Here is a 26,482-nt window from a genome sequence, read left to right on the forward strand (position 1 = left end):
CCCAGATCAGCTTCGACCGATTTCATGTGATCGCCCTGGCTAACGAGGCGATGGATGCCGTCAGGCGCGACGAGATGCGTGACCAGCCGCGCGTCGTGCGGGCAGCGATGGGAACGGACCGTAAGGCACTCAAGGGCATGCTCTGGGGCATGCGCAAGGATCATGCTGACTGGAGCGTCGATCAGATCAACACAATGTACCGGCTGCAGCGTTCGAACCTCAAGAGCGCACGCGCGTGGCGCCTGAAGGAAGGGCTGCGCTCGACTTACGCCGCCGGCGTGACGAGCAACTGCCCGCAGCAGGCCGAGGCCGCCTTGAAGAGCTGGATCTCGTGGGCACGGCGCAGCCGGCTCGATCCATTTAAGAAGCTCGCCACCACGCTCAAGGAACGCCTGGCCGGCGTCGTGCGCGGCATGCTCGATGGGCGCAGCAACGCCTATGTCGAGGCGATGAATGGCATGCTCCAGCAGACCAAACGGGCCGCGCGCGGATTTCGCACCGTGAAAAACTTCGTCGCCATCGCCTACCTTCGCATGTCCAAACTAAAGAACTTGCCCATCAATCCGATGCAACCGGCCGCGCCGATCCGATCTACCATCTACCGCGCCGGACGTCCATTTCCACTGAAAAGGGCGTAGAGCCGGAAATAGCGCATTGGATGTTCACCTATTTGATGAAGGTGCTGCAGCGTTTTCGCCAACCAATATGAATATTTATGGGACACATGATGAGAAAGCGTTTATGGCTGCGCTGGACGCAAACAACGGTATTGTTGTGAGTTTAACCAAGGTTTCAGGTGCGGAAGGAATGACGACAATTCGATACCAACTGCCCAATAAAAATATTGCGACAAAGACTGTCTTCGATCCCGTAATTTATCCACGCGCAGAAATGACGAAAATGGCACAATCTGCCTCCCAATCCGCAATTAACCAATACATTAAGTCTGGGGCTACCGTGCCGGATTTACTTCTGGTTAATGTTGGTGGAATCCAGTGGAAAGTGGCTGTTGCGCCAGGCCCCGGCGGAATTCCGAATGTTAAAACAGCTTATCCAGCAGGAGCAGCACCATGGCCTTGATAAATTTTAAATTCGCTAACACTAATGAAAATCTGAATACCTTGTTAAATTACGCATTGAAAGATATTGTTCGAAGCGATTTTGGCCTTTTCGATATACCGGGCATGGCCTCAAACTTGGACCTTTTGTATTCGTATCGCGGGTTACGGTACGAAGATGAGGTAGAGTTTTATCTTTTGCCGCACGGCAACGGGGCGAAGGATGCACCTGTTGACTTTGTGGTCATCAGTGACCTACTGTTCAATCCTGGTGAAGCAGGCCTATATGCATATAATGAGTTTGCACGGGGTCTTTATGCAGAGCTAATGAGGCAAAGTGAAGGAAACGAAGCACGCCGAGAAAAGGCAGCAACGTTAATTCAACGTTACAACCTGCAAGAATATGCAGATATGTGACGTGTAGGACTCGGTGTTAATCGATCAACAACGACGGTAACTCGTGGGCACCTCGAAAAACCTACCCAGCCGTGGCATCATAGCGGCTTAGTGTTACCGCCCCAATTTCATGATCAAAACAAGCCTGTTTGCCAACCAAGAACGCGAAGCCAAGCTGAACAAGCTTGGTGATGCGCTGAAGGTGATGGAGCAGCATGTCGACTTCGTCGCGCTTGCCGATGCTGTTGATAAAGCGGCTCCACGCCCCAGCCGCGAACGCGGCGGCCGTCCCCCATTTCCGACCGAACTGATGGTTCGCGTCTGCTGATCCAGCAGTTGTTCAATCTGAGCGACGAGCAAATGGAATTCCAGTTGCTCGACCGCCTGAGCTTCCAGCGCTTTGTCGGATTGCGTGCCAGCAGTCAGATACCGGACCGGACGACGATCTGGACGTTCAAGGAGCGCTTGATCAAGGCAGGCGCCAGCGAGAGCATCTTTGACGCGGTCAACCGTCAGCTTTCCAGGCACGGCTACATTGCGCGTGGCGGCCAGATGATCGACGCGAGCATCGTGCAGGCCCCGAAGCAGTCGATGAGCAAAGAGGAAAAGTCGCTCGTTGGCGAAGGCGCCATGCCAGTCGACTGGAAGCCTGCGAAGCGCCGGCAGAAAGATATGGATGCGCGCTGGACCAAGAAGCACGGCAAGTCCTACTTCGGCTACAAGGTATCGGCTAACGCGGACAAACGCTACAAGCTGGTACGCAAGATCAAGGTCAGCACCGCCAGCGAGCACGACACGCTGCACTTCGAGGATGTACTCGATCCGGCTAACACGAACCGCAACATCCTGGCCGACAAGGGGTATGTGGATGGCGAGCGCGAGGACAGGCTGACCCGGCAGGGCTGGCGCATTCACATCCAGCGCAAAGGGAGCAAGGACAAGCCCATTTCGGAGGCGCAAAAGCGTCGTAACGCACGCATCGCCAAGACCCGCGCCCGGGTAGAGCATGTGTTTGCCGGCCTCGCCGAGATGGGCGGCAAGGGCCTGCGCACAATCGGGCTGGCGCGCGCCACGCTCCAGCTCAACTGGAAAGTCGCTGCGTACAATCTGCGGCGTCTGGTCTACTTGAGGGAGGCCAGGGTCGAGGCCTTCTGACGCCCGCAGTCCGTCCGGACTGCGCAAAATGAGGTTGAGCGCCTGTAAACGGGTACGAAACAGCTCGGCCTGGCATCAAAAAACGCATCCGCCGGCATCGCAAGCGGCAATTACGCGGAATTTGCCAGTAATTCGAGGTGCCCTTCAGTAGTTGAACTTCCACGTACACCTCTTTTATGTATAAGGGGACGCCTTTGGGTACGCTCCGCCACAATTGTCCGGATCGCTCGCATTTATGAATTTACAAAGAAACTTGCATTTTGATACCCGCAAATAGTTTATGACTGCGGATGAGCTTATTAATCTTCTAAAAAAGTGAGAATTGGGAGGCGTCATGTCGGATTCTGCGAGAATTATTGGGAATATATTCTGTCCAGGTTGTCACGTCAAAATCCTGAACTCGGCTCGTTTTCAGTGGGGCGCCGTATCTGGGATAACCTATGAAATTGGTGAAGATGTAATTTGGCTGCGAGACGATGGGGGAGCGATTGCTCCATCATTTAGGTTATATTCTTTGCAGCAAGGCGCTTTGCACTGGAACTGTGGCGATTCACAGGTTAAGAATGTAATTTTGTTTGATGAAGATGTTTATACGAAGAACCACATTCTTGAATGCCCACACTGTCATGAGGTATCGGCGGCCCTAGTTGCGATAGTTAAGAATGGGAAAATTGATGCTCTCACAGCGTTGCTGGAAAAAGAGGTCGATCAAATTCTTGGACACAATCGTGATAATGCACATATTGTAGTTGTCCGTGACGATGGCACCTATTGGCCGAGAGTGGACTGGTATGATCATCCAATTGAAATAATTCTGACTCCTGATTCCGTATTCCGAATCTGATCATGGATCAGTCCAGGGGAGTGCCAACAAACGGAGGCCCACTTAGCAATGATGGCGGGATTTTTTTACTGTGGCAACATAAGGTGCTGCTCTATCCCATTCGTATGCCGCCCTATATTGAAAATAGTGATTTGGCAATTCGAAATATATCATTTGGCGCTCCTCGTGTAAATATTGAGTGTGGGAGTTTAAACACGAAAATGAGGAATTTCAATTCGAAAGGAATTCCTGAGACTATTACTGGTTTGTATACGCGGTGACGCATGGTGTTTGTGAAAATATTGAGTATATCTATTAATTTGTAAATGCAATATTTTTTTGCTTTGTATGAATATGAAAAATTTGACTCCAGATCTATATGAAAAGGCTTGTTTAGTTCTTGCTCGAGATATTTCTTTATCTGAGGAGGAAAGTGTGAATTCATTTTTTGAATTCTCAGATTTAGATATCCGTGAGTTTCAGCTTCTTGGTGAAAAGAGCAGTATATTGGTAGTGTCGTATATTAGATTTAGGCTGCAAGGAAACGTTGCATTGAGTTCGGTGATGTCTTATTGTTCCTCGGTTGTCCAAAAAGGCATGCCTGTTTCTGAATGGTATGCCTTGTTAGAATAGCTTGGTTTGCTCTGGTCGCCGGAGCAAATTGCGCGCAAACTCAAGCTCCTTTGGCCGAAAATCCAGAAAAATCTGTGTCCCACGAGACCATCTACAATGCCATCTATCTGCATCCGTGTGGCAAGTTCAAACGTGAGCTGATCAGCTGCCTGCGCCATCACAAGCAAGTGCGCAAACCGCGCAGCCGGGGCACCGACCGCCATGGTCAGATCCAAGAGATGCAGAGCATCCATATCCGCCCTCCAGAGGAACGGAGGTTAGTTCTACGAAGTTTCCCGGTCCCAATGGATTTTATGAAGTGAAATATAGCCTTCTTGGGAAAGCCGAGACTACCAAAACTGTATTTGATCCCAAGGTTATACTCCGACTGACGTGGCAGGCATGGCACACTCAGCTAGAGTCCCACCGGTATGAGTTCGTTGATTGCTCCTTGGCTCGATGAGGTTTCAAATCGCGTTCCAGAAGGTACATTATCACAATTTGAAAATGAATCATTCGTGTCTGCAACAGCACAAAGCATAACTAACGGCGTCACTGAAGCTCAGATGGTCAAGGAGATTGGTGAGTGGTCGAACGCTGAGACTCTTCCAAAACAGCCGAACGCATGGAAAGCAAACAATGCGGTCTGGGGTGGCGGAATGGTATCGGAACAGAATACCGTATTGTTAGCGAATAGAGGTATTATTGGAGCGGAATTGCAAGTGCCTAGGCAAAAAGCTCATATGGTCGCTATTGAATCAATAGCTGGGGCGCTTGGTCAATTTCGTATTTTAGATGCCGGTATTGGTGCCACCTATACCGTCAACAAAGCTTGGAAAAAATACGTTTCAAAGTGATTTTCACTAAATGATTGATTTAGAGGTATTTTTTCAAAGTAAAGGAAGGGAGATTAAAAATTTTGTCTTTTTATGAGCTTGAATCTATTTCTTTTTATAGGAAAAATTGTTATTTTATAAAAATAGAAAGATGTGGTGAATATATTGAAACAATTTGTGAGGTCAAACGAGTTGAGGCAGGGCAAAGTGGACCGATTGAAGTCCTGGAATTCACCTCTGTGCAATTTAATGAACTATGTACTAGCGGGGAAATATATTTAAGGCCGATAGGTAAAGTGGTTTTTGCATTTCATGAGTGCCGCTGCTTGGCAGGTGTTAATTAATATAAACAATGTCGGAATTCGGTAGGGCTTTCTGATATTTTAAGCAAGCGCCTATTTGAACGTCCCTTGGATTGCAAGCGTGAGGTGTGGCGACTCGTGGGATCATGTACCCATCCGTAGCTGGTCAGCGTACACTTGGAAATCGTCAGGCGTAGTACGGTACACTCCAACTTGAGACCTTGTGTCAGAACCAGTTTTACTGCATCTTCCCGAAGCTCCACGGTAGAGGTTTTTGAGCGTCTCATAAAGTTTCTCCAGTTGGTGGATTAAAATATCAAATCTTGCAGAGCTTAGATATACTCAGACGCCATCGAAATTTCTGAGGCGTGGCGCTATGGCGTGGGAAATATTTGTCGATATGCATAGTCCATACTTGAATATAGACTTATAGCGAGGTGGACATTATGATTAAAGCAATTCCCAATGATTATTTTAGCTTGCTGGGGATTTCTTATTTGGAAGAGAATAAGATCTTAACGGTAGAATTCGGAGGTAAGACGGGTGATATTCACATTAGAAAATATGGGCTGGTTGATCTCTGCTTGCCCGATGTGTGGATTGTTTCTGATATGGATATACTTAATATATTTGGGGGTAGATACATGCCATATTTATGTGTATTTTTTAGGAATTTGGAGCAATTCTGTTTTGTGAATAGGATTCAATTGCCTTTGAAAAAAATAGATTTGCGTGATATTGGTAGGTATGATTTGGATGGGCGCGCCTACGATGAGCTAATCGGAGTTGTTGTAGCAGCTCGCTAAGACATTTTGCTAATCAGGTTTATCCACTTGGGGGAGTGGCTTGTCGAGGTGGGCTAATCGCTATCTGAAGAATTGATGGTTGATTTTTAACCGTTCAGCCTGAGTGGCAATGCGATTATATGCTCTGTCTCATCGCATAAGTAGCGCTCAATAGTAGTTGAGTTTGTGAATAAAGGTGGACAGCGTGCTATTGGAGCGAATTCAGAAAAGTTGCCGATTAACATGGTTATTGAAGTGAATAAGTGATGGCAAAAATCGTGTTGGATGGATGGGAACCTGGTTTCAATAAAGTCGGCTTGAATCAACTGTTAAGGCAGAGGTTCGAGTATTCGCTGGGGGCGGCAAAACGGGTTGTTGACGAGCTACTGGAGAATCGGCATATAGTTATCGAGGTGGCCGATGCAATTTTGATAGAGATCGGCCTGAGATTGAAGGTTCTGGGAGTGCGATTCAGGTATTAGGAGACTGAAGTTTTTCCGCGAGTAGCTGGAACGGTGTCAGATAAGCTAACTGTTCGTTTGCTCAAATGCTGGCTGTTTGCAGCGGCACTGTAATCAAGACTGCCGCCGGCTTCATTATGCCGGTCGCTTGCAGGGCTGAACCGGCGTAAGATGCATGGCTCTATATCGGGAATGCCGTGCCCGCATGGCGAAAGACGATGTCGAACAAACGCATGCAGTTGGTGTCCGAATGTGGTTGACGGCATTGCCGGCTACAATGCGGACGAACCAAGTCAACTCGAACGCCTCTACGAATTTCGTGCTGCGTTCGACCTATTGCGGAGAGAAGATGAGAACCTGCGAGATGTGCGGTACCGACATGGCGTCCGGACAGAGTCGCTGTCTGGGCTGTGGCGGTATCGTTTCCGATCCGCCAGCGGGAACCGACCGTTTGATCGGCAATGCGACATGGGGACGCATTATCGTGGACCTTCGCTCCGTGGGCGACAGTAAAATCCCGTTCTTGAGCTTAATCCAGGCAACATGGAAGAGCTTTGAAGAACGTTCCGCCCAGCGCTTGTATCCGGGGCAGGCAGATTCTGTCGACTTCCAAGCCGCCACCATGACGCTGTATGGCCCCCTTGAATCGTTTTTCCGGCTCAAGGAGGCACTGGAGGCGTCCGGCTATTGTCCGGCTCCCATCGTATTCGATCCGGTTGCCCTCGATGAGCTATACGCCATTCGTGACGGGAGCCCAATGGTGACACGTCATCTCGATGAGCCAGTGCCGGCGGTCGGCAATCCGGTGTGATGGGCTGGTTGTGCGGTTGCCGGATGTTGAAACATAGATGAATCGGGGGGCGACACATGTATGATTTTCTTAATGATGAATTCCCAGATGGACAAAGAATCCCCTACAAGCTGATCCGGTATCAATTTTTGCGGTGCTATTACATCTACTGTAGCAGTAAGTTCAGCGTATCTAAAAGAATTTTCGGCGAGTGGGTGGGGAATGAGCACGAAAGTGCCTTTGCTTATGATAACCTGGAATTGTCCTTTGAATTGCCGATCGAAAACCTGATGCTGGAGGTTATATCTACGATCATGGCTGGTGGGCGCCAATCTGCGCAATTCGAACAGCACACCCAAAAACGAATCGTAAAAATACTTGATGGAAGAAAGATAGGCGACTTGCTGGGAACCCTGGATGGCGATGAATTGGCGGAATTCCGGGCCGATCTTGCTTTGTTGAGGTTGATGTAAGGTGATCTGCCAAATAGAATGAAAATAGGCGAATCGCATCGAAAAAGGACTTGAATGTGTATGATTTTGCAAATGACACCTGGCCCGACGGCGAACGGGTTCCCTACAAGCTGATTCATTGGCGTTTTCTGGATCATCTGTATCAGTACTCCAGAATTCCCGGCAATTTCAACAGTGACTGGGGCACTGGCTGGGACAGATACGAGCAGCAAAGTGAATTTGCTTACGAGAAGATTGTGCCATCACTTCAGCGACCGGTCGAAAAATTGATGATCGAAATTGTGGTATTGCTCCTGGCTGCTGGGAGGCAATCGCCCAGCTTCGATGAATTCCACCGCAATAAAATTGCTGCGATCCTTGACGATTCCGCCCTGGAAGACTTAATGAGCATGCTTGGACATGATGAGCGGCGCGAGTTCAGGGATGACCTGGCCATTGTGCAAACATAGCCGGAATTGAAAAGATGAAAAACGATAAAACATGGCTGATCATGGCGAAGGAGCAGTTCGATGCCCAAGGCCTTGGCGGCGCTGACTTCTATTATTTGATCGAGACAATGTTGGACAGTGGAAAAATGTCCTTCCCCCAGCTTGTCGTTGATGCCGCCAACGGGCATGGCTGCACCGTCCGTGAAGGCTTGGGCTATGTATTGGATCAGGATTGGGAACCTTCAACCCTTTTTGATGAAGTAAGTTTTTTCATCGGCGAGATGGAAGGTCCGGGATTGAGCATCGGCGAATTCGTCGCCCTGGTACAAGTCGCATCCGAGGCGTATTGCGCCAGTTTTCCCACCGATGCGGACGCGTTGAAACGCAATGTAGAGAAATTGATTCATCGGTATCAGCGATGACAGACTTCCCGGACGATGCGCCCGACAAGTCAAAGAGGGGGCGCGCAAGGGGAACCTTGAGAAGGCCGCTTCAACGCGCCCATGGCGGGCTCGAAGCTGCCCGCCACGGCGTCCCATGCATGCGGCTCAGGACAATCGCCTCGCTCAGAACCCTTGCACCGCGCTGGTGGTATGAAAAACCCGCGGCGGCGCGCTGAAGAAACCACCCACCAAGCGGCGCCATTCCTGGAAGTCCTCGCTCTCGCGGAAATGCACCATGTGGTCCTCGATGGTTTCCCACTCGACGAACAGCATATAGCTTCCCGGCTCCTCAACCGAGCGCTCCAGGCGCATGCCATGGCACCCTTTGGCGCGCTTGAACAGTTCGACGGCTTGCTGCACGCCTGCTTCGAACTGCTGCTCCGTTCCCGCAGCGACCTTCAATTCCGCGACTTCCCTGAACATGTTTTCTCCTGTTGATGCCGGCCTTTGCCGGCGTGCCCATATTCTATCGGGTCGCACGCAGGTCTGCCTGCTGCGATAAGATGCGCTAACGGAGGAATCATGACACAGCAAATCGATTACGCATCTCAGGAAGCTTGGATCAAAGCCTGGCGCTTCGCCGCCGTGGCGCACGCACAGCAGAAATTCCCAGGCACCGAGATGCCTTACCTGGTCCATCTGGGCATGGTCGGCATGGAGCTGCTCGCCGCCCATGCGCAGGAGCCGATCGACGGCATCGGCGTGGCCATGACGTGCGCCATCCTGCACGACGCGATGGAAGACCAGGAGGTCGCGCACGCCACGCTGGTGACCGAATTCGGCCTGGCCGTGGCCGAAGGCGTGGCCGCCTTGTCGAAGGCGCCCGACTTGCCGAAAGCCGACGCCATGGCCGACAGCCTGGCGAGAATCGTGCAGCAGCCCAAGGGCATCTGGTGCGTCAAGCTGGCCGACCGCATCTGCAACCTGGAAGCGCCGCCGCATTACTGGCCGCCCGAAAAGGTCAGCGCCTACGGCAAGGAAGGAAGCCTGATCCTCGACACCCTGGGAGTGGCGCACGGCTTCCTGGCGCAGCGCCTCGCGGCCAAGATCGCCGCCTATCCGTCCTGACGGCCACCCGCCAGGTTATCGGCCAGCATATTGCAGAACATTGCACCCTGTTCGATGGCGTCGTCGAGCGCCACATGCGTATGGGGCAGGGGATCGAACCAGTGCTTGGGCATGTTGCGCTTGGTGCTGTCGCGATAACCGCGCTTGAGCACCGCCATGGCGTACGACTTGATGTCGAGCGCCGAGTGGCTGAATGGGCTTTCGCCGGTGAAGCGGATCAGGTACCAGTACACGAACAAGAAATCGAAGCCGGCGGGGTAGGCCACGAACACCGGTTTTCCGGGCAGCGACTTGACCCATGCCAGGTAGCGCTGCATGGCCGCCTGCGGCGCTTCCAGGTTGGCGCGGCAGGCGGCCCAGGCCTCGGGCTGGGTCAGCCACCACGCGGCGGTGTCCGGGTGCGCCGCCGCCTCCGGCAGGCATGCCAGGTTGGCGCTGAAGGTGGAGAGGCAGGTTTTGTCGGCCAGGTAGGCGGCCGATCCGATACTGAGCATCGAATGCGGACCCGGAATCGGGCCGTCGGTTTCGATGTCGGTGCTGATGTAGATTTCCGGTTTCATTGTTGTCCTGATTCGTCAGTGGCGCGCGCGGGTCAGGCACGCGGCGCCCGCGCTCATGGGCTGTTGTGCAGAAAATCGTCGAACACGGCCTTGATCTCGGCGCGCGTCATGGCGTCGGACTTGAGGATGGCTTGCAGTTCGGTTTTCGTCAGCGGATAGTCGCGCAACGCGCGTTTCAGTTCATGCGCTTCGATCGCCTGCGCCCGGATCGGGGTGATCCGGGTCGGATCGTCGAGCTGCTTCAATTTCAAGATGTTGTGGTCGAGGTTGACGTACACCCTGTAGCGCTCCACACCTTCCGGAAAGCCCTGGTCGTAATACAGGGTCGTGCCTTTGGGGAGCAAGTGCAGGTTCTTGTCCCTGCTGTCGGCAGCGAGCAGCATGGGGGCGTCGAGCACGTACACGTGCACCGGTTTCGCCGCGCTCCAAAAAAAACAGGCGGCGGCCAGCATCAGCGCGCCGGCTGCGGCGCCGAGCGAAAACCAGGCGACCGGTTTCACTCGCCGTGTCCCCGAACATCGCCGCGCCGGACTGCCGATGGCGCCGGCGCGCCGAACCAGTTCATGACGATGATCCGGTCCGGGCGCGGCGTCACGGCAAGGTAATGGTCAGGTTGGCGGCGCGCGGCGCCAGCTTGACCACGTCGTTGTACGCGCTCATGCGTTCATCGGTGCTCTTGTTGAGCGAGGTGCGCAGGCCGATGTAGCCGAGAATGCAGATCAGCCCGAACACCGAGCACAGCACCCACAGCGGCAGGTCGCTGCGCAGCTTGTGCACGATCTGGTCGGGACGGTCGGCGTGCGGCGCGAAGCCGCCGCGGCGGCCCTTCATGTTGGCGATTTCGTCGCCCAGGCGCGCGGTCAGGTAGTTCAGCTTTTCCGACCCTTCCAGGATGTAGCGGCCCTGGAAGCCCAGCAACAGGCACATATGGAACACTTCCAGCGCCTGCAAATGGGTGCTGCCGCGCGTGCGCAGCGATTCGAGGCGGTGATAGAAATTCTCGCCGGCCAGCTGGTCGCCGAACAGCACCAGTTGCAGCGGGCGCCGTTCCCATTCGTCGCGGATCGAAAAGTTCGAGCGCAGGATGATTTCGTCGACCGCCGCGCAGAACGCGTACTTGGAGGCGTCGATGTCGTCGGCCGAGGCGCCTTGCTTCTTGGCGCCGCGCGTGAAGTCTTCGAGGAACTGGGTGGTCTTGCGCTGGAAATCGGCGTTGTTCTGCGGGCCGCTGCCGTTCTTGAGCATGAACAGCGCGTAAAAGCCTTCGTACATCAGGTCGAGCAGCGTTTGCGGGGTCGCTCCCGCGGCGGGCGCAACAGGCCCGCCGGCCATCAGGGAGGGTGCGGTGGTAGTCATCTGGGCAATTCCTTGGGTCAGGAGGTTACGGCAATCAGTTCCAGGGACAGCTCGCGCAGGCCTTCAGGAACATAAATCGAAATCGACTGCGCCTGCATCATGCGTTCGTACATCTGGCCTTTGGCCTCGATCGTGAAGTAGACCGTGTCGGGGCGTACCGGCACCGCCGGCGGCACCTGCGGCGCGTGCTGCAGGCGCACGCCCGGCATGGCCGAGAGCACGAATTTCTCGACGTCGTCGGGCGCGCCGATCTTGAAGCGCAGCGGCACCACGTCGACCAGTTCGATGGCCGGCAGGTTGGCCGACACCGCCAGGAAAAACACCGTCTTGTCGTCGATCTTGCCGGACTCGAGCGAGCCCAGATAGTAGGACGGCTTGATTAGATCGAGCGCAATGGCGAAGTACTTCGACGAGATTACAGTGTCCAGCAGGTCGCGGATGATCATGTTCAGTTTCGCGAACGCCGGTCCCGGATCGGCATGCTGGTAAGGCGGCAGGTCGGCCAGGGTCCAGCTCTTCGAAAACGTCATCAGGGCGCCCGCCACGCCCAGCAACGCTTCGTACAGGCGTTCCGGATGCAGCGCCGGGTGATGGAAGTAGTGCGTCAGCGAGGCATACGCACTACTGGCCGTGTGCAGCAGCCAGAACGAGGACATGTCGCCGGAGCGGAACTCGATCACATTCTTGCTCGGTTCGCGGTGGTGCCCGTACAGGGCGCTGACCTTCGCCTGCAGGGCGTCGATCAGGCGGCGCAGCTGCAGGAACAGGATCGGGGCGCTGCGCACCGACATGCTCGGCGGCACGAAGCCCGGGTCCATCTCGAAGCCGCCGGTGGCCACGCGGCGCAGGCGCAGCAGCGGGAAGTGGGTGTACGAGTCGCGCGGCTCGAACTCGGAAATGAGGCGCACGCTTTTGGTCAGGTAGGTCAGCTGGGCTTGCGCGGCCTGGGTGTACAGGTCGGGCGTGTCGGCGTTGGCCTGGACGAAGCGGGCCGCGTTGGCGGTCTGGCCGAGCGGCGCGAAGTTGCCGCCGAACGGCTTGAAGGCGGGCAGGGCGGCGTAAAACGTGACGGTTTGCTGCGATTGCAGCAACTGGCTCAGGTCGACCGTCTCGGGCAGCGCATCGGCCCCCGGCGCGTCGACCAGCTCGCCATCCTGGAAGCGCAGCGACAGTTCCAGCACGCGCAGGGCGTTGTTGGCCAGCGCGTCGCGGTCAACCTGCAGCGTGTTGACGCCCCAGGCGTAGGGATGGACTGCCTTGACGCTCTCGTGCAGGCGGTGCTCGTGGTACTGGTCCTGCTGCTGGAAATGCTGGGGGCGCAGGAACAATCCTTCGCCCCAGAGGACTTTACTTGACATGCTGTTGGCACCCTTCGGAAAATTTTGCGCGAATTTGAAAAACTAATTAGCGGAACAATAACATTTATGAGAAGATTTGTCTGCCGTTCCTAATGTAACGTGCGCGCTTACTACAAAGTGAGAATGTGTGATTTTCAATTGAACGCTGTTAAATTTCAAACTCTGCTAACGTTGTTTCAGTAATAAGTGTTACAATATACACATTACTTTTTTGTCACCGCTTTTGAGGATACCGCATGACCACTTTTCCCGATTTCAAGTACCTTTGTGGCGTCCTTGCTTGCGCCGCGGCATTGGCCGGCTGCGAGACCTCGAAGCCTGTGATGCCGAAGGGCCCCGCCCCGCTGGCCGAGCTGCTCAACCAGGGTACCCAGGCCTCGGCGGCCGGACGCAAAGAAGAAGCGATTGGCTATTGGAAGCAAGCGAGCGACGCTTACAAGGGCGACAAGGCCCCGTGGGCGAATATTGCCCAGAGCCGCTATGATACCGGCCAGTATGGCGAAGCCATCGTCAACGCGCAGGAAGTTTTGTTGCGTGATCCCAACGATAAGGCCGCCAGCGCCATCATCGCCGCAGCCAGCCTGCGTCTCGCGAACCGCGCTTTGGGCGACCTGAGCCGCCAGAACGTGCTGGCCGGGCAAGTGCGCGCCGATTCCCAGGATCAGATCAAGCAGTTGCGCGATCACATGGGCGATGGCCCGGCGGCGTCCGCGCCGATCCGCAAGACCACGGCGGTGACCCCCAAGCAGAGAGACAACAACCCGCTCGGTGCGCTCAGGGACACTACCAAGGTTGACATCGACAAACCTGTACCCAAGGTCCGCGAGCCAGATGCCAAAGCGGGTCCGTTTGACGCGCTCAACAATCTCAGGGATACCGGCAAGTAGACTGCACGTCCCGCTCTCACATTATGTAGAAGGAATTACCATGTCAAAGAAACAAAGTGTCCAGAAGAAGCTGCAAAAAGTGCGGCCACCACGCATCCAGATGACCTATGACGTCGAAATCGGCGATGCGATCGAGAGCAAGGAACTGCCGTTCGTGATGGGCGTGGTGGGCGACTTCGGCGGTACTTCCGAAGTCGAGAAAAAACGCCTGAAAGACCGCAATTTCGTCGGCATCGACCGCGACAATTTCGATGAAGTCATGAAGGGGATCGAACCGCGCGCCGCTTACCGCGTGCAGAACACCCTCACCGGCGAGGGCGGCAAGTTCGCCGTCGACCTCAAGTTCCGTTCGATGGAAGATTTCCGTCCGGAGTCGGTGGTCCAGCAAGTCGAGCCGCTGCGCAAGCTGCTCGAAGCGCGCACCAAGCTGGCCGACCTGCGCAACAAGCTTGCCGGTAACGACAAGCTCGAAGACATCCTCGCCGACGTGCTCACCAACACCGAGAAACTGGCCCAGCTCGGCCAGCAAGCTACCAAGAAAGACTGACCATGTCCGCTCAACTGAACCAAGCCGCCGGCGCCGCCGCGACCCATGAAACGGCCCTGCTCGACCAGATCGTCGAACAGAGCAAGGTGGCTAAATCGAGCGTCGAGCACGCCCGTGCCAAGGACCTGATTTCGGAACTGGTGCACCAGGTGATGGACGGCACGGTGATCGTGTCGGACAACCTGTCGGCCACCATCGACGCCCGTGTCGCCGAACTGGACCGCATTATTTCGGACCAGCTCTCGGCCGTGATGCACTCGCCCGAATTCCAGAAGCTCGAAAGCAGCTGGACCGGCCTGCATTACCTGGTGAAAAACACCTCGACCAGCACCACGCTCAAGATCAAGATGTTCAACGCGACCAAGCGCGAACTGGTCAAGGACTTCCAGACCGCGCTCGAGTTCGACCAGAGCTCGATGTTCAAGAAGGTCTACGAAGAAGAATTCGGCACCTTCGGTGGCGCGCCGTTCGGCTCGCTGCTGGGCGACTACCAGATCACGCGCCAGCCGGAAGACATGTATTTCGTCGAGCAGATGTCGCACATCGCCGCCGCCGCCCACGCGCCGTTCATCACCTCGGCCTCGCCCGAGCTGTTCGGCCTGGAAAGCTACAGCGAACTGGGCAAGCCGCGCGACCTGGCCAAGATCTTCGACACGGTCGAATACGCCAAATGGAAATCGTTCCGCGAATCGGAAGACTCGCGCTACGTCGGCATCACCCTGCCGCGCTTCCTGGGTCGCCTGCCGTTCCATCCGGCCGACGGCGCCACCACCGAAGGCTTTAACTTCGTGGAAGACGTGGACGGCACCGATCACCACAAATACCTGTGGTGCAACGCGGCGTACGCCTTTGCGACCAAGCTGACCGGCGCGTTCGACGACTTCGGCTGGTGCGCGGCGATCCGCGGCGTCGAAGGCGGCGGCCTGGTCGAAGACTTGCCGACCCATACCTTCAAGACCGATGAAGGCGAAGTGGCGCTCAAGTGCCCGGCCGAAATCGCCATCACCGACCGTCGCGAAAAAGAACTGTCGGACCTGGGCTTCATCTCCCTGGTGCACTGCAAAAACACCGACTACGCGGCCTTCTTCGGCGCCCAGTCGGCCCAGAAAGCGAAGAAATACAACACCGATTCGGCCAACGCCAACGCGGTCCTGTCGGCCCAGCTGCAATACATCTTCGCCGTCTCGCGGATTGCCCACTACATGAAGGCAATGATGCGCGACAAGATCGGTAGTTTCGCTGCCGCATCGAACGTCGAAGACCACCTGAACCGCTGGTTGACCCAGTACGTGTTGCTGGACGATAACGCGAGCCAGGCCCAGAAAGCCCAGTTCCCGTTGCGCGAAGCGTCGGTGCAAGTGTCGGAAGTTCCAGGCCGTCCGGGCGTGTACCGCGCCGTGTCGTTCCTGCGTCCGCACTTCCAGCTCGACGAGTTGTCGGTTTCCCTCCGTCTGGTCGCGGAACTGCCACCATCGACCAAATCGTAAGCACGACGTAGTCCCTGCAAACCAACGAAAGGAACACTATGGCAATCGACGTTTACCTCCAAATCGACGGCATCAAGGGCGAGTCGACCGACTCGTCGCATAAAGACTGGATCGAATGCCAGTCCGTCAGCTGGGAAGTGCTGCAGCCTAAATCGGCTACCGCATCGACCGGGGGCGGCCATACCGCCGAGCGTACCGAGCACCGCGACATCGTGATCGCCAAGCTGGCCGACCTGGCAACCCCGCTGCTGTTGCAGAACTGCTCGTCGGGCAAAACCCTGGGCAAGGCCAAGATCGAGTTCCTGCGCGCCGATGGCCAGGGCGAGCGCATCAAGTACTTCGAAATCGAACTCGACAACGTGCTCATTTCCAGCGTCGCTCCCACCGTCTCGCAGGGCGACATCCTGAGCGAACACCTGTCGCTCAAGTATTCCAAAGTCAAATGGAAATACACGCAGCAAAAAGTCGGCGGCGGTGCGGGCGGTAATACCTCCGGCGGCTGGGACCTGGCGACCAACAAAACGGCGTAACGCGGCAGGTCGCAGCAAGTTAATAACGTAGCAAAGTATCGGGGTACCAATGAAGGGTTTTACGCCAGGTTTGTTTGACCGGTTGATGGATGTGCCGGTCAATGGTTCCTCCAGCGGCACTGTCACCCGGATGTCGATCGAGGACATGAAGGACTCGGTCGCACGCGATCTCGAGGCGCTGCTCAACACGCGCACCGTGATCCCGGAGCTGTTGCTGCAACGGTACCCCGAATGCGGTCGCTCGATCGTGACGTTCGGCCTGAACGATTTTGCCGGCCGCTCGCTCTCGAGCACCGATGACCGGGCCTATATCTGCCTGTGTCTCGAAAAAGCCATTGCGCGCCATGAGCCGCGCCTGCGCAACGTCAAGGCTTCGCTGGAAGTGCGCGAAGACTCGGTGAACCGCCTCAATTTCGCCATTACGGCACTGCTGGTCGTGAGCAGTTCCCAGGAACCCGTCAACTTCGACGCCATCTTGCAGCCATCGAGCCTGCATTACACTATCAGCAAGGCGCGTCGCGCTCTTGGGGGAGCCTGAGTTGGAAGACCTGTTACCGTATTACGAACGCGAACTTGGATTTTTGCGCCGCTACTCGCGCGAATTCTCCGAGCGCTATCCGAAGATCGCCGGGCGCCTCTTGATCGCCGGCGAGGTGTGCGAAGATCCGCACATCGAACGCATGATCGAATCGTTCGCGCTGCTCAATTCCCGCATCGCCAAGCGGCTCGACGACGACTATCCCGAATTTACCGAAGCCCTGTTCGAAGTGCTGTACCCGCACTACCTGCGCCCGTTTCCATCGTGCTCGATCGCGCACATGGATTTTTCGGGCGTGGCCGCGCAGCTGACCACCGCCACCGCGATCCCGCGCGGCACCCAGCTGACCACGCGCCCGGTGCGCGGCGCTTCCTGCACCTTCCGCACCTCGTATCCGGTGACGGTGGCGCCGGTGGCCCTGTCGGGCGCCTCGTTCGCACCGATCATCGACACGCCCGAAGCGATCCGCCCGCCGGTCGGCGCCACTTCGAGCCTGTCGCTGACCATCACCAGCATCTCGGACCAGGTTTCGCTGGCCAACCTGGGCCTGGCCAAGCTGCGCGTGTTCATCGACGGCGAGCCCTCGTTCTGCGCGGCGCTGCGCGATGCGCTGTTCATGCGCGGCGTGGCCGCCTACGCCGAAGGCGACAACAGCGGACGCTGGATGGCGCTGCCGGCCATTCCGATTTTGGCGGCCGGCTTCGAGGAAGACGAATCGCTGATCGACTTCGAAGCGCGCTCGCACTCGGCTTACCGCCTGCTGACCGAGTATTTCTGCTTCCCCGAAAAATTCAATTTCTTCGATATCGACCTGGCCGCGCTGACCGCGGTGCTGCCGATGGGTTGCCGCTCGATTACCTTGCACCTGGCGCTGTCGGGCATGCGCACCGACTCGAACGCGGCGCGCATGCTGGGCACCCTGACCACCAACAACGTGCTGCTCGGCTGCACCCCGGTGGTGAACCTGTTCCGCCAGCGCGGCGAACCGATCCGCCTGACCCACACCACCGCCAGCTATCCGGTGCTGGCCGACGCGCGCCGCGCGTTCGCCTACGAAGTGCAGTCGATCGACTCGGTCAAGCTGGTGCGCCAGACGCCGCAGGGCGAATCGATCGTCGACTTCCGCCCGTTCTATTCGCTCAAGCACGGGCAAACGCCGGAAAAGAAGGGCCACTACTGGGTCATGCGGCGCGACGAAATCATCGCCGAGAAGAGCCCCGGTTTCGAGACCGAGATTTCGATCGTCGACATCGACTTCGATCCGGCCGAAGTGGAAACCGACACCCTCAGCCTGGAGCTGACCTGCACCAACCGCGACCTGCCGTCCTCGTTGACCTACGGCCTGCGCGGCGGCGACCTGTTTCTGGAAGGCGGCTCCACGGTGCGCCAGGTCAGCTTCTTGCGCAAACCGACGTCCTCGCACCGCTTCGAGCGTGGCCGCGGCGCCCACTGGCGCCTGATCTCGCACCTGTCGCTGAACCACCTGTCGCTGGCCGACGGCGGCCTGGACGCCTTCCGCGAAATCCTGACCCTGTACGACCTGCCACGCTCGCCGTCTTCGCAGCGCCAGATCGGCGGCATTGCGGCGGTCGCCTACAAGGCGGCCAACACCTGGCTGCCGGGGAACCCGTTCGCCTGCCTGGTGCGCGGCATGGAAGTGCGCCTGACGATCGACGAAGAAGCCTTTGTCGGCTCCGGCATCCACGCCTTTGCCCACATCATCGACCGCTTCCTCGGCCTGTACGTGCATGCCAACAGCTTCACCCAACTGGTGATCGTATCAAATAAGAATGGAGAAGAGCTATTGAAATGCTTGCCACGAAGCGGCGATTTGAGCCTGCTGTAATCGAGCGCCTGTTCGAGGAACCGTACCGCTTCCAGTTCTTCCAGGCGGTCCGCATGCTCGAGCTATGGCTCAAGCGCCACGGCTCGCCCCAGCAAAGCGCGATCGCCAATTTCCTGCGCTTCCAGAACTCGACCTCGCTCGCGTTTCCGCCCAGCGAGCTCGAAAAGCTGGAGCCGGTCCCGCGCGAACTGCCGCGCCAGGCCAAGTCGCTGGGCGAAGCGCTGCAATCGAATACGCTCAAGTACATCCGCATCACGCCGGCCTTCATGGGCCTGTTGGGCGTGGCCGGCGCGCTGCCGGCCCATTACACCGACCGCATCTCGGCGCACATCATCTACAACAAGGATGAAGGGCCGCGCGCGTTTCTCGACACGTTTTCGAGCCGCTCGGTGGCGCTGTTTTTCGAAGCCTGGCGCAAATACCGGCTCGAACTCAAATACGCGATCGACGGCAAGGACAGTTTTTTGCCGCTGCTGCTGTCGCTGGCCGGGGTCGGCAACGACAGCTTGCGCCATCGCCTCAACGATGAACTCGGGGGCGGGGTGCTGGACGAGTCGCTCGGCTACTTTGCCTCGGCGCTGCGCCACCGGCCGCCGTCGGCGGTGCAGATCTCGCGCGTGCTGTCGGAGTATTTCGGCAAGCGCGTCAAGGCCGAGCAGTTCATCGGCTGCTGGTACGAGGTGCCGACCAGCCAGCAGACCATGCTGGGCGCGGCCAACTCGATGCTCGGCGCCGGCGCCATGGCCGGCGAGCGCGTATGGCAGCGCGACCTGCGCCTGCGCCTGGTGGTCGGTCCGCTCGACCACGACAGCTTCAACTCCTTCCTGCCGGGCGGGAAGGCGGCGCGCGCGCTCAAGAGCATGATCACCATGTTTACCGGTGTGTCGCTCGAATACGAAGTACAACTGGTGTTGCGCGGCCCCGACGTGCACGGCATGCAGATGGACGCCACGCGCACCGGCGGACGCCTGGGATGGGACAGTTTTTTGGTCACCAGCCCGCTCCAGGAAGACCGCAACGATGTCCGCTACGATATACACGCGCTGTGATTGACAAAACGAACACCAATAAAAGGAACCCTGCATGAGCATCAACCTGAAAACGCTGATCGGCAAACTCAACGAAACCAGCCGCACCGCCGCCACCCGCGCGGCCAGCATCTGCGTCTCGCTCGGCCAGTACGAAGTCGACATCGAACACCTGTTCCTGGCCCTGCTGGAGCAGCCCAAGAGCGACTTCGCGCTGATCTCGCGCCAGTGCGGCATCAGCGCCGGCATGCTCGAAGCGGACCTGCAGGCCGAAGTCTCCCGTCTCAAGGCTGGCAACTCGCGCACGCCGGTGTTCTCGGTGCGCCTGCCCAAGCTGTTCGAAAACGCCTGGCTGATCGCCTCGCTCGATATTCAATCCGGGCGCGCAGCCGAAATCCGCAGCGGCCATTTGCTGCAAGCGCTGCTGACCGATCCGGAACTGGCGCAGCTGGCCTTCCGCGGCTCCAAGTTGTTCGGCAAGTTCGACGTTGAACAGATCAAGCATAACCTCGACAAGCTGGCCGCCGGCTCGCAGGAAGCGGTGGCCGCGCAGGCTGCCGGCGCCGCCCAGGACGGCGAGGGCCACGACCCGGTCGGCGACATGGCCGCCAAGGCCGCGTCCAAGACCCCGTCGCTGGACCAGTTCACCACCAACCTGACCGAGCGCGCGCGCGCCGGCAAGGTCGACCCGGTGATCGGGCGCGACACCGAAATCCGCCAGGCCATCGACATCCTGATGCGGCGCCGCCAGAACAACCCGATCCTGACCGGCGAAGCCGGCGTCGGCAAGACCGCCGTGGTCGAAGGCCTGGCGCTGCGCATCGCCAGCGACGACGTGCCGGACGTGCTCAAAGGCGTGGAAATCCACACCCTCGACATGGGCCTGTTGCAGGCCGGCGCCAGCGTCAAGGGCGAGTTCGAGAACCGCCTGAAAAACGTCATCGACGAAGTCAAAAAGAGCCCGCACGCGATCATCCTGTTCATCGATGAAGCGCACACCATGATCGGCGCCGGCGGCGCCGCCGGCCAGAACGACGCGGCCAACCTGTTGAAACCGGCGCTGGCGCGCGGCGAACTGCGCACCATCGCCGCCACCACCTGGGGCGAGTACAAGAAGTACTTCGAAAAAGACGCCGCGCTGGCGCGCCGCTTCCAGGTGATCAAGGTCGAGGAACCAAGCGAAGAACTGGCCTGCGCCATGTTGCGCGGCATGGCGCCGCTGATGGAAAAACACTTCGGCGTGCGTGTCTACGACGAAGCGATCACCGAAGCGGTGCGCCTGTCGCACCGCTACATCATGGGCCGCCAGCTGCCGGACAAGGCCATCAGCGTGCTCGATACCGCCTGCGCCAAGGTCGCCCTGGGCCAGAACGCCACGCCGGCGCTGATCGAAAACCTGGCGCGCAAGCTCGAACGCATCGACATCGAAGCGGGCGCCTTGCAGCGCGAAGAAAGCGCGGGCGGCTCGCACGCGGCGCGCCTGAAGGAACTGAGCGCGCAGCGCACGGCCGCCGCCGAACAGCACACCGCGCTGGCGGCGCGCTGGGAACAGGAAAAGCAGCTGACCGAAAAAATCATGGACGGGCGCCGTACCCTGGAAGAATCGGGGCAGAAGGATGCCAGCAAAGGCAAGGACATCCAGGCCTTGATGACCGAACTGCGCACCCTGCAAGGCGAAACGCCGATGGTGCCGGTGCAGGTCGACGGCCATGTGGTGGCTGAAATCGTCGCCGGCTGGACCGGCATCCCGCTCGGCAAGATGGTCAAGGACGAGATCAAGACTGTCCTCAAGCTGAAAGACTTGCTGGAAGAGCGCGTGCTGGGCCAGTCGTACGCGATCGAAGCGGTGGCGCAGCGCGTGCGCACCTCGCGCGCCAACCTCGATGACCCGAACAAACCGAAAGGCGTGTTCCTGTTCGTCGGCCCGTCCGGTATCGGCAAGACCGAAACCGCACTGGCGCTGGCCGACGTGCTGTACGGCGGCGAACGCAAAATGATCACCATCAACATGAGCGAATACCAGGAAGCGCACAGCGTCTCCGGCCTGAAAGGCTCGCCGCCGGGCTACGTCGGTTACGGCGAGGGTGGCGTGCTGACCGAAGCCGTGCGCCGCAATCCGTACAGCGTGGTCCTGCTCGACGAAGTCGAAAAAGCCCACCCGGACGTGATGGAGCTGTTCTTCCAGGTGTTCGACAAGGGCGTGATGGACGACGCCGAAGGGCGCGAGATCGACTTCAAGAACACCATCATCATCTTGACGTCCAACGTGGCATCGAGCGCGATGATGCAGGCTTGCCTGAACAAGGCGCCGGAAGAAATGCCGACCCCGGAGCAGCTCGAAGACATGATTCGTCCGCACCTGATGAAGCAGTTCAAGCCGGCCTTCCTGGGCCGCCTGAAAGTGATCCCGTACTACCCGCTCGGCGACGACGCGCTGGTCAAGATCATCGAACTGAAGATGCGCAAGATCGCCCAGCGCATCGCGACCAACCACAAGGCCGACTTCACGTACGACGAAGCGCTGGTCGAAGCGGTGCTGGCGCGTTGCACCGAAGTCGATTCGGGCGCGCGCAATGTCGACAATATCCTCAACGGCACCTTGCTGCCGGAGATCGCCGAAACCGTGCTGGCCAAGATGGCCGAAGGCGCCGCGATCGCCAGGATTAAGGTCAGCGCCGACAAGAAGGGGCAGTTCAAGTACACCATCAAGTAAGCTGGCGGGCCGGGGCGCGGCAGTCGCGCGTCCTGGCCGGTGCCTGTGCGGGTCGCCTCGTCCATTCCACATCACTTCCTCGGGTAATGAATTCGCATGGCGTTTGTCAAAGATTTAACGCCCGCCGGTAACCGGCGCATGGGCAAGGTATTGAGCGTGCTTGGCGCGCTGGCGCTGCTGGTGTCGCTCTGGCTGGGCGCGCACAGGATACTGTTTTACGTGTACGCCCTGGAGGCGCAGGGCACGCTGCGCGCAGTGCAGGGCGAGACACTCCCGGCCGTCGAATTTCGCACCATCGACGGCAAGACCGTGCTGTTCAAACCGGAGGGCCGCGGCTATGACAGCCAATACATCGGCAAGCGGGTCGATGTTGTCTATTCCGAGACGCAGCCGCAATACGCGTATATCAACACCGTCACGCAACTGTGGCGTGATCAGCTGGTCAGCGCTTATGTCAGTGCCGCCCTGCTCCTGACCGGATACCTGACCTTGCGCGGGCACTTGGAGTGGTGGCGGTCGTCGTTCGACTAAGCTCGATCGTCAAGGCTTGATCGGCATGGACAGGAACTGCTTGACCGACTTGATATCGGTTAGCCGTCCTTTGCCGCCGGCTTGCGCCACCAGCTCCTTTTCCGCTTTGATCACATTCTGACTGACCGAAAACAGCGCCAGTTGGCGGCGGCCACCTTGTAGATATTCCCGCAGGAGGGAAAGCTGCCGCCTTTTTCGCTCGATAGCACATCGATATACACCGGCGCGCCGGGGCCGCGCGCCAGCAGGCCGCAGGCTTGGCCGCCCGACCCGGGCACGGAGTAGAGGAAGGGGAGGATATCGTCCACCGGCATCTTGAGCCCGGCAGGTTCTGCGTTTCCCCATTTCTGCGCGGCGCCGTATTTTTGAATGTCGCTGGCGGTGATGGCCGCCGCCGCATGCTGGCTGGCCAGCGTGAAGGTCAGCAGGAGAGCGGTGCGCAGTGTCGTCATCATGTGGTGCAGGGTAGTCAAAGAGGCGCCGGATCGGGAATGGCCAGATTGGCGCCGGGAGGGCAATCGATCAGGCAAAAAGGCGTGGCCCGGTTCGCGGCGCGCCCGGCCACGCTGTTGGCATGTTCGTCGGCGGCCATGTCCACCTCGGCGGGAACGGTGTAATTGAACGGCAGCGCCGCTTCGCCATGGCGCGCGAAGGCCGTCTCGCCGGGGCCGAACATGCGCCCCGCGTACGGCTTGGCAGGCCTGGCAGGTTCGCGATGGAGCGCCTTGATGCCGCGCCATTGCGGTTGCAGGTTGACCGCGCTGGCGCAGCTCTCGCCGGCGGCGCCGGGGCACAGCGCCTTGGGAATGCTGTGATAGTAGCTCAGGAACAGCCAAGGCTGGCGCAGGCGCCTGGCCGGGTCGTCCGGCGCCAGGTACACGCCGCTGCCGGCCAGGAACACCCGGTCGCCGGTGCGCTTGCCGGTCTTGGGACTGATGGCAAACCCGCGCTTGTCGAATTTGACGATGAAAAACACGCTGGCGAACTGCTTCGGCTTGACCAGGTAGGGCGAGCGCGGCACCGCTTTGTAGAGGTCCGAGCTTGCTTCGCTGCCCGATCCAGCGCTGGCGACGTACAGCCAGTAGCGAAACGGCCATGGTTCGACCGGCAGGATCTCGCGCGGGCCGATGAAGCTCCAGCGATCGACCCAGGTATCGGCACCGCGCACATGGCAGCGTACCCGGCCGACCGGGTCGGCCATGCTGATGCAGGCTTCCCAGTCACCTTCGCCGACATCGAGCACGCGCGCATCGGTCAGCTCGCGTACCGGCTTGGCGTCGTCCTTGTTGGCGTACATCGGCAGCCAGTTTTTACCGGGGAAGATCGGCACCAGCAGGTCGTTGCCGAAGTTGGAATACACGGCGCCGGTCACGCCGCCGGCGTTGCACATACTGGCCGCGCCGAGGAGGAGGGCGCCGGCGAGGGCGCGCGCGGGTTGGACCGGGAACTGTTCTTTGCCGGCGTCGATGGTGCTGGGGGAGCTTGGCATGCGGATACGAATGAGGTGTGTAGGGGGACGATGCGGGCCGGGCGACTGTGCCGGAATCCGCGCCGCCAACGCGTCGAGCGGGCAAGCATCGGCGCAACGGTGACGAGCGAGCCATTATACTTTTATAAACGTGCCGGCCGGCTCATTTATACTGCACGTCGTTCAAGTCGGTATCGGAAAGTTAATCGCAGCATGATCAGGCAAGGCGTCGCATGACGGAGAATGGCAAGGGCAAGGGCAAGCGCAACAAGGGGCAGGGCAAGCGGGATGGCGCCGGGACGGCGCCCGATCCGCGCACGTTCAGGGATCATCGTTTCGGCACGCGCGAAGCGACCATGATGTTCTTCCGCTGGCATGGCGACGACCCCGATTACAAAGGCAACGATGCCGGCATCGCCATGCCGGCGCTGGACGAATCGGTCAGTGCGAGCCCCGACTCGGGCGGCATGGTCTACACCGTTTTTCCGGACGGCCTGGTGTATGGCGACCAGCGCTGGAGGTTTTCTGGAATGGGCTTGTTCCTGTTGGCGATACTGGCGTTTTTCGCATCGATCCACCTCATTATCGGCGGGACAAACCCGTTCCTGTCGTTCTTTTCAACGATGACCGATGGCGGGACGCTGATGTTCATCCTGTCGCTGTTCATGGTCGTGGCGCTGCTGGCCTTTAGTCCGCTCATGCTGCTGATGATCGCCGAAGACCTGATCGATTTCCGCTTCGAGACCAGCGCCCTGTTCGACCGCAAAGCCGGCAAGGTCCATCTGTTTTCCTTGCGGCCGGCGCGCAGGGCGCCATGGGGCTATCGTATCGACAGCTACGACTGGGCCTGTGTGCGCGCCGGCATTGGCAGCGTGTCGGTGGCCGGTGAGCAGAGCACGCAGTTCGATTTTGGCGTCACGTGCCTGGTGATGGACGCGCCCGAAGGCACGACGATCGTCAACCGCTTTCTGCTGCGCGCCACCAATAGGGAGGACCATCTCCAGCCGCTGCTCGACACCTGGGAACATGTGCGTCGGTTCATGCAGTACGAAGGCCCCACCTTCGCGCATGGCGATGGGCCGAACTTCGCGCTCGGCCGCAAGCCGCTGTGGAAACACCTGTGGACGCTGCCGGAGCAGCACATGGACTTGACGGTGAAGATGGTCAACGCCGCCTGGCGCGAAAAGAATCCGCTTTACTTGTTCCCGGCTTTTCTCGGCCTGCTCACCATGCCGGGCCAGGCGCTGGTGCTGTGGTGGGGTTTGCTGCCGTGGTTCAGCGGCCTGGTCAAACCTGATCCGGTCTGGCCCCGCGATGTCCTCGCCAGCGTCGGCGGCAAGGCCTTGCGCTACGCGGCGCCCAACCAGCCCGACGCGCCCGGCCAGTGATCCTCGATCCGGCCGCCAATAACGGTCATTCAATCGCATCCATGCCGTGCCGGGTCCAGGTATAGACGCCATCGTTGCGCACCATGTACATGAAATCGACCCATGCCCGACGAACAGAGCAATAATCCTCGTAAATCGGCTTGATATGCGCGTCGAGTTCCGCTTCCTTGTATTCCGCTTTCCAGGGTATGCGCCTGAGCAATTCCTCCAATACAATCATTTTTTTGCGACGATTGCGCAGCGGTAATGCCTTTAGTTGTGAGCCGGCGAAAAAGGCACTCAGCACCTCGCGGGTGTCGACACTGACGTCGCCCACGCTGGCGGTTTCTGGATCGCGCGAGCTGGTGGCCAGTTCGATCGCCGTGCGCTTGAGCTGATCGAGCGTGGCCCGGTATCGGGTTTCGCCGGCCACGACGGTTTTTACCAATCCGGCTTGCTGTAATGCCCTCAGGTGGCGCATGGTTGCGGCCAGGTTGAGCATCGAACGGGCCGCGATCTCTGTCGGTGCGAGGTCTTCGTCGAGGATCAAGCTCAGCACCCGCAAGTGGACCGGGTCGGCAAACAGCAGCAGGAGTCTGCCGATCTTTTCTGTCGTCAGGTTCTCGGTCATGAGCG

Annotated in this window: 30 protein-coding genes and 2 pseudogenes; 24 read left to right on the forward strand and 8 right to left on the reverse strand. The window is 58.4% G+C overall.

All coding sequences use genetic code 11. The features are described 5' to 3' along the window. The 13 genes and pseudogenes from F0185_RS24760 to F0185_RS24815 form a co-directional block, all read left to right on the forward strand. A partial coding sequence (locus F0185_RS24760; RefSeq protein WP_229477170.1) for a transposase occupies positions 1–638 on the forward strand: 638 nt, incomplete at its 5' end. A 16-nt stretch (positions 639–654) separates the two neighbouring features. Beyond that, complete coding sequence (locus F0185_RS24765; protein WP_167228992.1) at positions 655–1,080, forward strand: CdiA family toxin C-terminal domain-containing protein; 426 nt, start codon at positions 655–657, stop codon at positions 1,078–1,080. Beyond that, positions 1,071–1,475: a hypothetical protein gene (locus F0185_RS24770; protein ID WP_167228994.1), complete on the forward strand. Its 405-nt coding sequence runs from the start codon at positions 1,071–1,073 to the stop codon at positions 1,473–1,475. The genes F0185_RS24765 and F0185_RS24770 overlap by 10 nt, the downstream gene beginning before the upstream one ends. 109 nt (positions 1,476–1,584) lie before the next feature. Beyond that, positions 1,585–2,609 (forward strand): annotated as a pseudogene (locus F0185_RS24775) (IS5 family transposase). Positions 2,610–2,943: 334 nt separating this feature from the next. After that, positions 2,944–3,453, forward strand: a complete 510-nt coding sequence (locus F0185_RS24780) for a hypothetical protein (protein WP_167228996.1) — start codon at positions 2,944–2,946, stop codon at positions 3,451–3,453. A 333-nt stretch (positions 3,454–3,786) separates the two neighbouring features. Then, positions 3,787–4,065, forward strand: coding sequence for a hypothetical protein (locus tag F0185_RS35605; RefSeq protein ID WP_229477171.1), 279 nt, complete (start codon positions 3,787–3,789; stop codon positions 4,063–4,065). Then, a pseudogene (locus tag F0185_RS35610) lies at positions 4,066–4,313 on the forward strand (IS30 family transposase); the annotation flags it as partial. 162 nt (positions 4,314–4,475) lie between these two features. Further along, positions 4,476–4,901 carry a hypothetical protein gene (locus tag F0185_RS24790; protein ID WP_167229000.1) on the forward strand — a complete coding sequence of 142 codons (426 nt, stop codon included), beginning with the start codon at positions 4,476–4,478 and terminating at the stop codon, positions 4,899–4,901. A gap of 727 nt (positions 4,902–5,628) precedes the next feature. Next, positions 5,629–5,988 (forward strand): hypothetical protein, encoded by a 360-nt coding sequence (locus F0185_RS24795; protein ID WP_167229002.1) that lies wholly within the window; start codon positions 5,629–5,631, stop codon positions 5,986–5,988. Positions 5,989–6,633: 645 nt separating this feature from the next. Beyond that, positions 6,634–7,239: a hypothetical protein gene (locus tag F0185_RS24800; RefSeq protein ID WP_167229004.1), complete on the forward strand. Its 606-nt coding sequence runs from the start codon at positions 6,634–6,636 to the stop codon at positions 7,237–7,239. 56 nt (positions 7,240–7,295) lie between these two features. Continuing rightward, complete coding sequence (locus F0185_RS24805; RefSeq protein ID WP_167229006.1) at positions 7,296–7,691, forward strand: hypothetical protein; 396 nt, start codon at positions 7,296–7,298, stop codon at positions 7,689–7,691. A 56-nt stretch (positions 7,692–7,747) separates the two neighbouring features. Further along, a complete protein-coding gene (locus tag F0185_RS24810) occupies positions 7,748–8,140 on the forward strand; it encodes a hypothetical protein (protein ID WP_223164574.1) in 393 nt (130 codons plus the stop codon). Positions 8,141–8,154: 14 nt separating this feature from the next. Continuing rightward, positions 8,155–8,541 (forward strand): hypothetical protein, encoded by a 387-nt coding sequence (locus tag F0185_RS24815; protein ID WP_167229010.1) that lies wholly within the window; start codon positions 8,155–8,157, stop codon positions 8,539–8,541. 144 nt (positions 8,542–8,685) lie between these two features. Here the strand turns inward: F0185_RS24815 and F0185_RS24820 are convergent, their stop codons facing one another. After that, positions 8,686–8,985: an antibiotic biosynthesis monooxygenase family protein gene (locus tag F0185_RS24820; RefSeq protein ID WP_167229012.1), complete on the reverse strand. Its 300-nt coding sequence runs from the start codon at positions 8,983–8,985 to the stop codon at positions 8,686–8,688. 99 nt (positions 8,986–9,084) lie between these two features. Here F0185_RS24820 and F0185_RS24825 point away from each other — a divergent pair, with 99 nt between their 5' ends. Beyond that, positions 9,085–9,630: an HD domain-containing protein gene (locus tag F0185_RS24825; RefSeq protein WP_167229014.1), complete on the forward strand. Its 546-nt coding sequence runs from the start codon at positions 9,085–9,087 to the stop codon at positions 9,628–9,630. Here F0185_RS24825 and F0185_RS24830 read toward each other — a convergent pair. The 4 genes from F0185_RS24830 to tssK all read right to left on the reverse strand — a co-directional run bounded on the left by F0185_RS24830 (position 9,618) and on the right by tssK (position 12,904). After that, positions 9,618–10,190: a 3'-5' exonuclease family protein gene (locus tag F0185_RS24830; RefSeq protein ID WP_167229016.1), complete on the reverse strand. Its 573-nt coding sequence runs from the start codon at positions 10,188–10,190 to the stop codon at positions 9,618–9,620. The two genes, F0185_RS24825 and F0185_RS24830, sit on opposite strands and share 13 nt — an antisense overlap. Before the next feature lie 53 nt (positions 10,191–10,243). Further along, positions 10,244–10,690 carry a hypothetical protein gene (locus tag F0185_RS24835; protein WP_167229018.1) on the reverse strand — a complete coding sequence of 149 codons (447 nt, stop codon included), beginning with the start codon at positions 10,688–10,690 and terminating at the stop codon, positions 10,244–10,246. Positions 10,691–10,781: 91 nt separating this feature from the next. Next, positions 10,782–11,546: a type IVB secretion system protein IcmH/DotU gene (gene icmH, locus F0185_RS24840; protein ID WP_166895462.1), complete on the reverse strand. Its 765-nt coding sequence runs from the start codon at positions 11,544–11,546 to the stop codon at positions 10,782–10,784. 17 nt (positions 11,547–11,563) lie between these two features. Beyond that, positions 11,564–12,904 carry a type VI secretion system baseplate subunit TssK gene (gene tssK, locus F0185_RS24845; protein WP_167229020.1) on the reverse strand — a complete coding sequence of 447 codons (1,341 nt, stop codon included), beginning with the start codon at positions 12,902–12,904 and terminating at the stop codon, positions 11,564–11,566. 236 nt (positions 12,905–13,140) lie between these two features. Here tssK and F0185_RS24850 point away from each other — a divergent pair, with 236 nt between their 5' ends. From F0185_RS24850 to F0185_RS24890, 9 genes are all read left to right on the forward strand, one after another. Further along, positions 13,141–13,791 carry a tetratricopeptide repeat protein gene (locus tag F0185_RS24850; protein ID WP_167229022.1) on the forward strand — a complete coding sequence of 217 codons (651 nt, stop codon included), beginning with the start codon at positions 13,141–13,143 and terminating at the stop codon, positions 13,789–13,791. 40 nt (positions 13,792–13,831) lie between these two features. Further along, the gene (gene tssB, locus F0185_RS24855; RefSeq protein ID WP_166875647.1) at positions 13,832–14,338 is read left to right on the forward strand and encodes a type VI secretion system contractile sheath small subunit; all 507 of its coding nucleotides are present in this window, start codon (positions 13,832–13,834) and stop codon (positions 14,336–14,338) included. A 2-nt stretch (positions 14,339–14,340) separates the two neighbouring features. Next, entirely contained in the window at positions 14,341–15,825 is a 1,485-nt protein-coding gene (gene tssC / locus F0185_RS24860; protein ID WP_166895449.1) for a type VI secretion system contractile sheath large subunit, read from the forward strand. 38 nt (positions 15,826–15,863) lie between these two features. Next, entirely contained in the window at positions 15,864–16,355 is a 492-nt protein-coding gene (locus F0185_RS24865) for an Hcp family type VI secretion system effector (RefSeq protein ID WP_166895447.1), read from the forward strand. Positions 16,356–16,404: 49 nt separating this feature from the next. After that, entirely contained in the window at positions 16,405–16,893 is a 489-nt protein-coding gene (gene tssE / locus F0185_RS24870) for a type VI secretion system baseplate subunit TssE (protein ID WP_167229024.1), read from the forward strand. 1 nt (position 16,894) lies between these two features. Further along, complete coding sequence (gene tssF / locus F0185_RS24875; protein WP_166895442.1) at positions 16,895–18,739, forward strand: type VI secretion system baseplate subunit TssF; 1,845 nt, start codon at positions 16,895–16,897, stop codon at positions 18,737–18,739. Beyond that, positions 18,703–19,788 carry a type VI secretion system baseplate subunit TssG gene (gene tssG, locus F0185_RS24880; RefSeq protein ID WP_166895440.1) on the forward strand — a complete coding sequence of 362 codons (1,086 nt, stop codon included), beginning with the start codon at positions 18,703–18,705 and terminating at the stop codon, positions 19,786–19,788. Before tssF ends, tssG begins: the two co-directional genes overlap by 37 nt. A gap of 34 nt (positions 19,789–19,822) precedes the next feature. Next, positions 19,823–22,480: a type VI secretion system ATPase TssH gene (gene tssH / locus F0185_RS24885; protein WP_167229026.1), complete on the forward strand. Its 2,658-nt coding sequence runs from the start codon at positions 19,823–19,825 to the stop codon at positions 22,478–22,480. A 96-nt stretch (positions 22,481–22,576) separates the two neighbouring features. Then, entirely contained in the window at positions 22,577–23,011 is a 435-nt protein-coding gene (locus F0185_RS24890) for a DUF3592 domain-containing protein (RefSeq protein ID WP_167229028.1), read from the forward strand. A 110-nt stretch (positions 23,012–23,121) separates the two neighbouring features. Here the strand turns inward: F0185_RS24890 and F0185_RS24895 are convergent, their stop codons facing one another. Continuing rightward, the gene (locus F0185_RS24895) at positions 23,122–23,466 is read right to left on the reverse strand and encodes a hypothetical protein (RefSeq protein WP_223164575.1); all 345 of its coding nucleotides are present in this window, start codon (positions 23,464–23,466) and stop codon (positions 23,122–23,124) included. A gap of 14 nt (positions 23,467–23,480) precedes the next feature. Next, a complete protein-coding gene (locus F0185_RS24900; RefSeq protein ID WP_167229032.1) occupies positions 23,481–24,500 on the reverse strand; it encodes a hypothetical protein in 1,020 nt (339 codons plus the stop codon). A 212-nt stretch (positions 24,501–24,712) separates the two neighbouring features. Between F0185_RS24900 and F0185_RS24905 the strand changes: the two genes are divergently transcribed. Next, complete coding sequence (locus F0185_RS24905; protein WP_167229034.1) at positions 24,713–25,867, forward strand: DUF6708 domain-containing protein; 1,155 nt, start codon at positions 24,713–24,715, stop codon at positions 25,865–25,867. Positions 25,868–25,892: 25 nt separating this feature from the next. Here F0185_RS24905 and F0185_RS24910 read toward each other — a convergent pair whose 3' ends face one another. Then, positions 25,893–26,477 carry a DUF2087 domain-containing protein gene (locus tag F0185_RS24910; protein ID WP_167229036.1) on the reverse strand — a complete coding sequence of 195 codons (585 nt, stop codon included), beginning with the start codon at positions 26,475–26,477 and terminating at the stop codon, positions 25,893–25,895. Positions 26,478–26,482 lie beyond the last annotated feature (5 nt).

Source organism: Massilia rubra, from assembly GCF_011682065.1.
GTDB lineage: Bacteria > Pseudomonadota > Gammaproteobacteria > Burkholderiales > Burkholderiaceae_D > Telluria_A > Telluria_A rubra.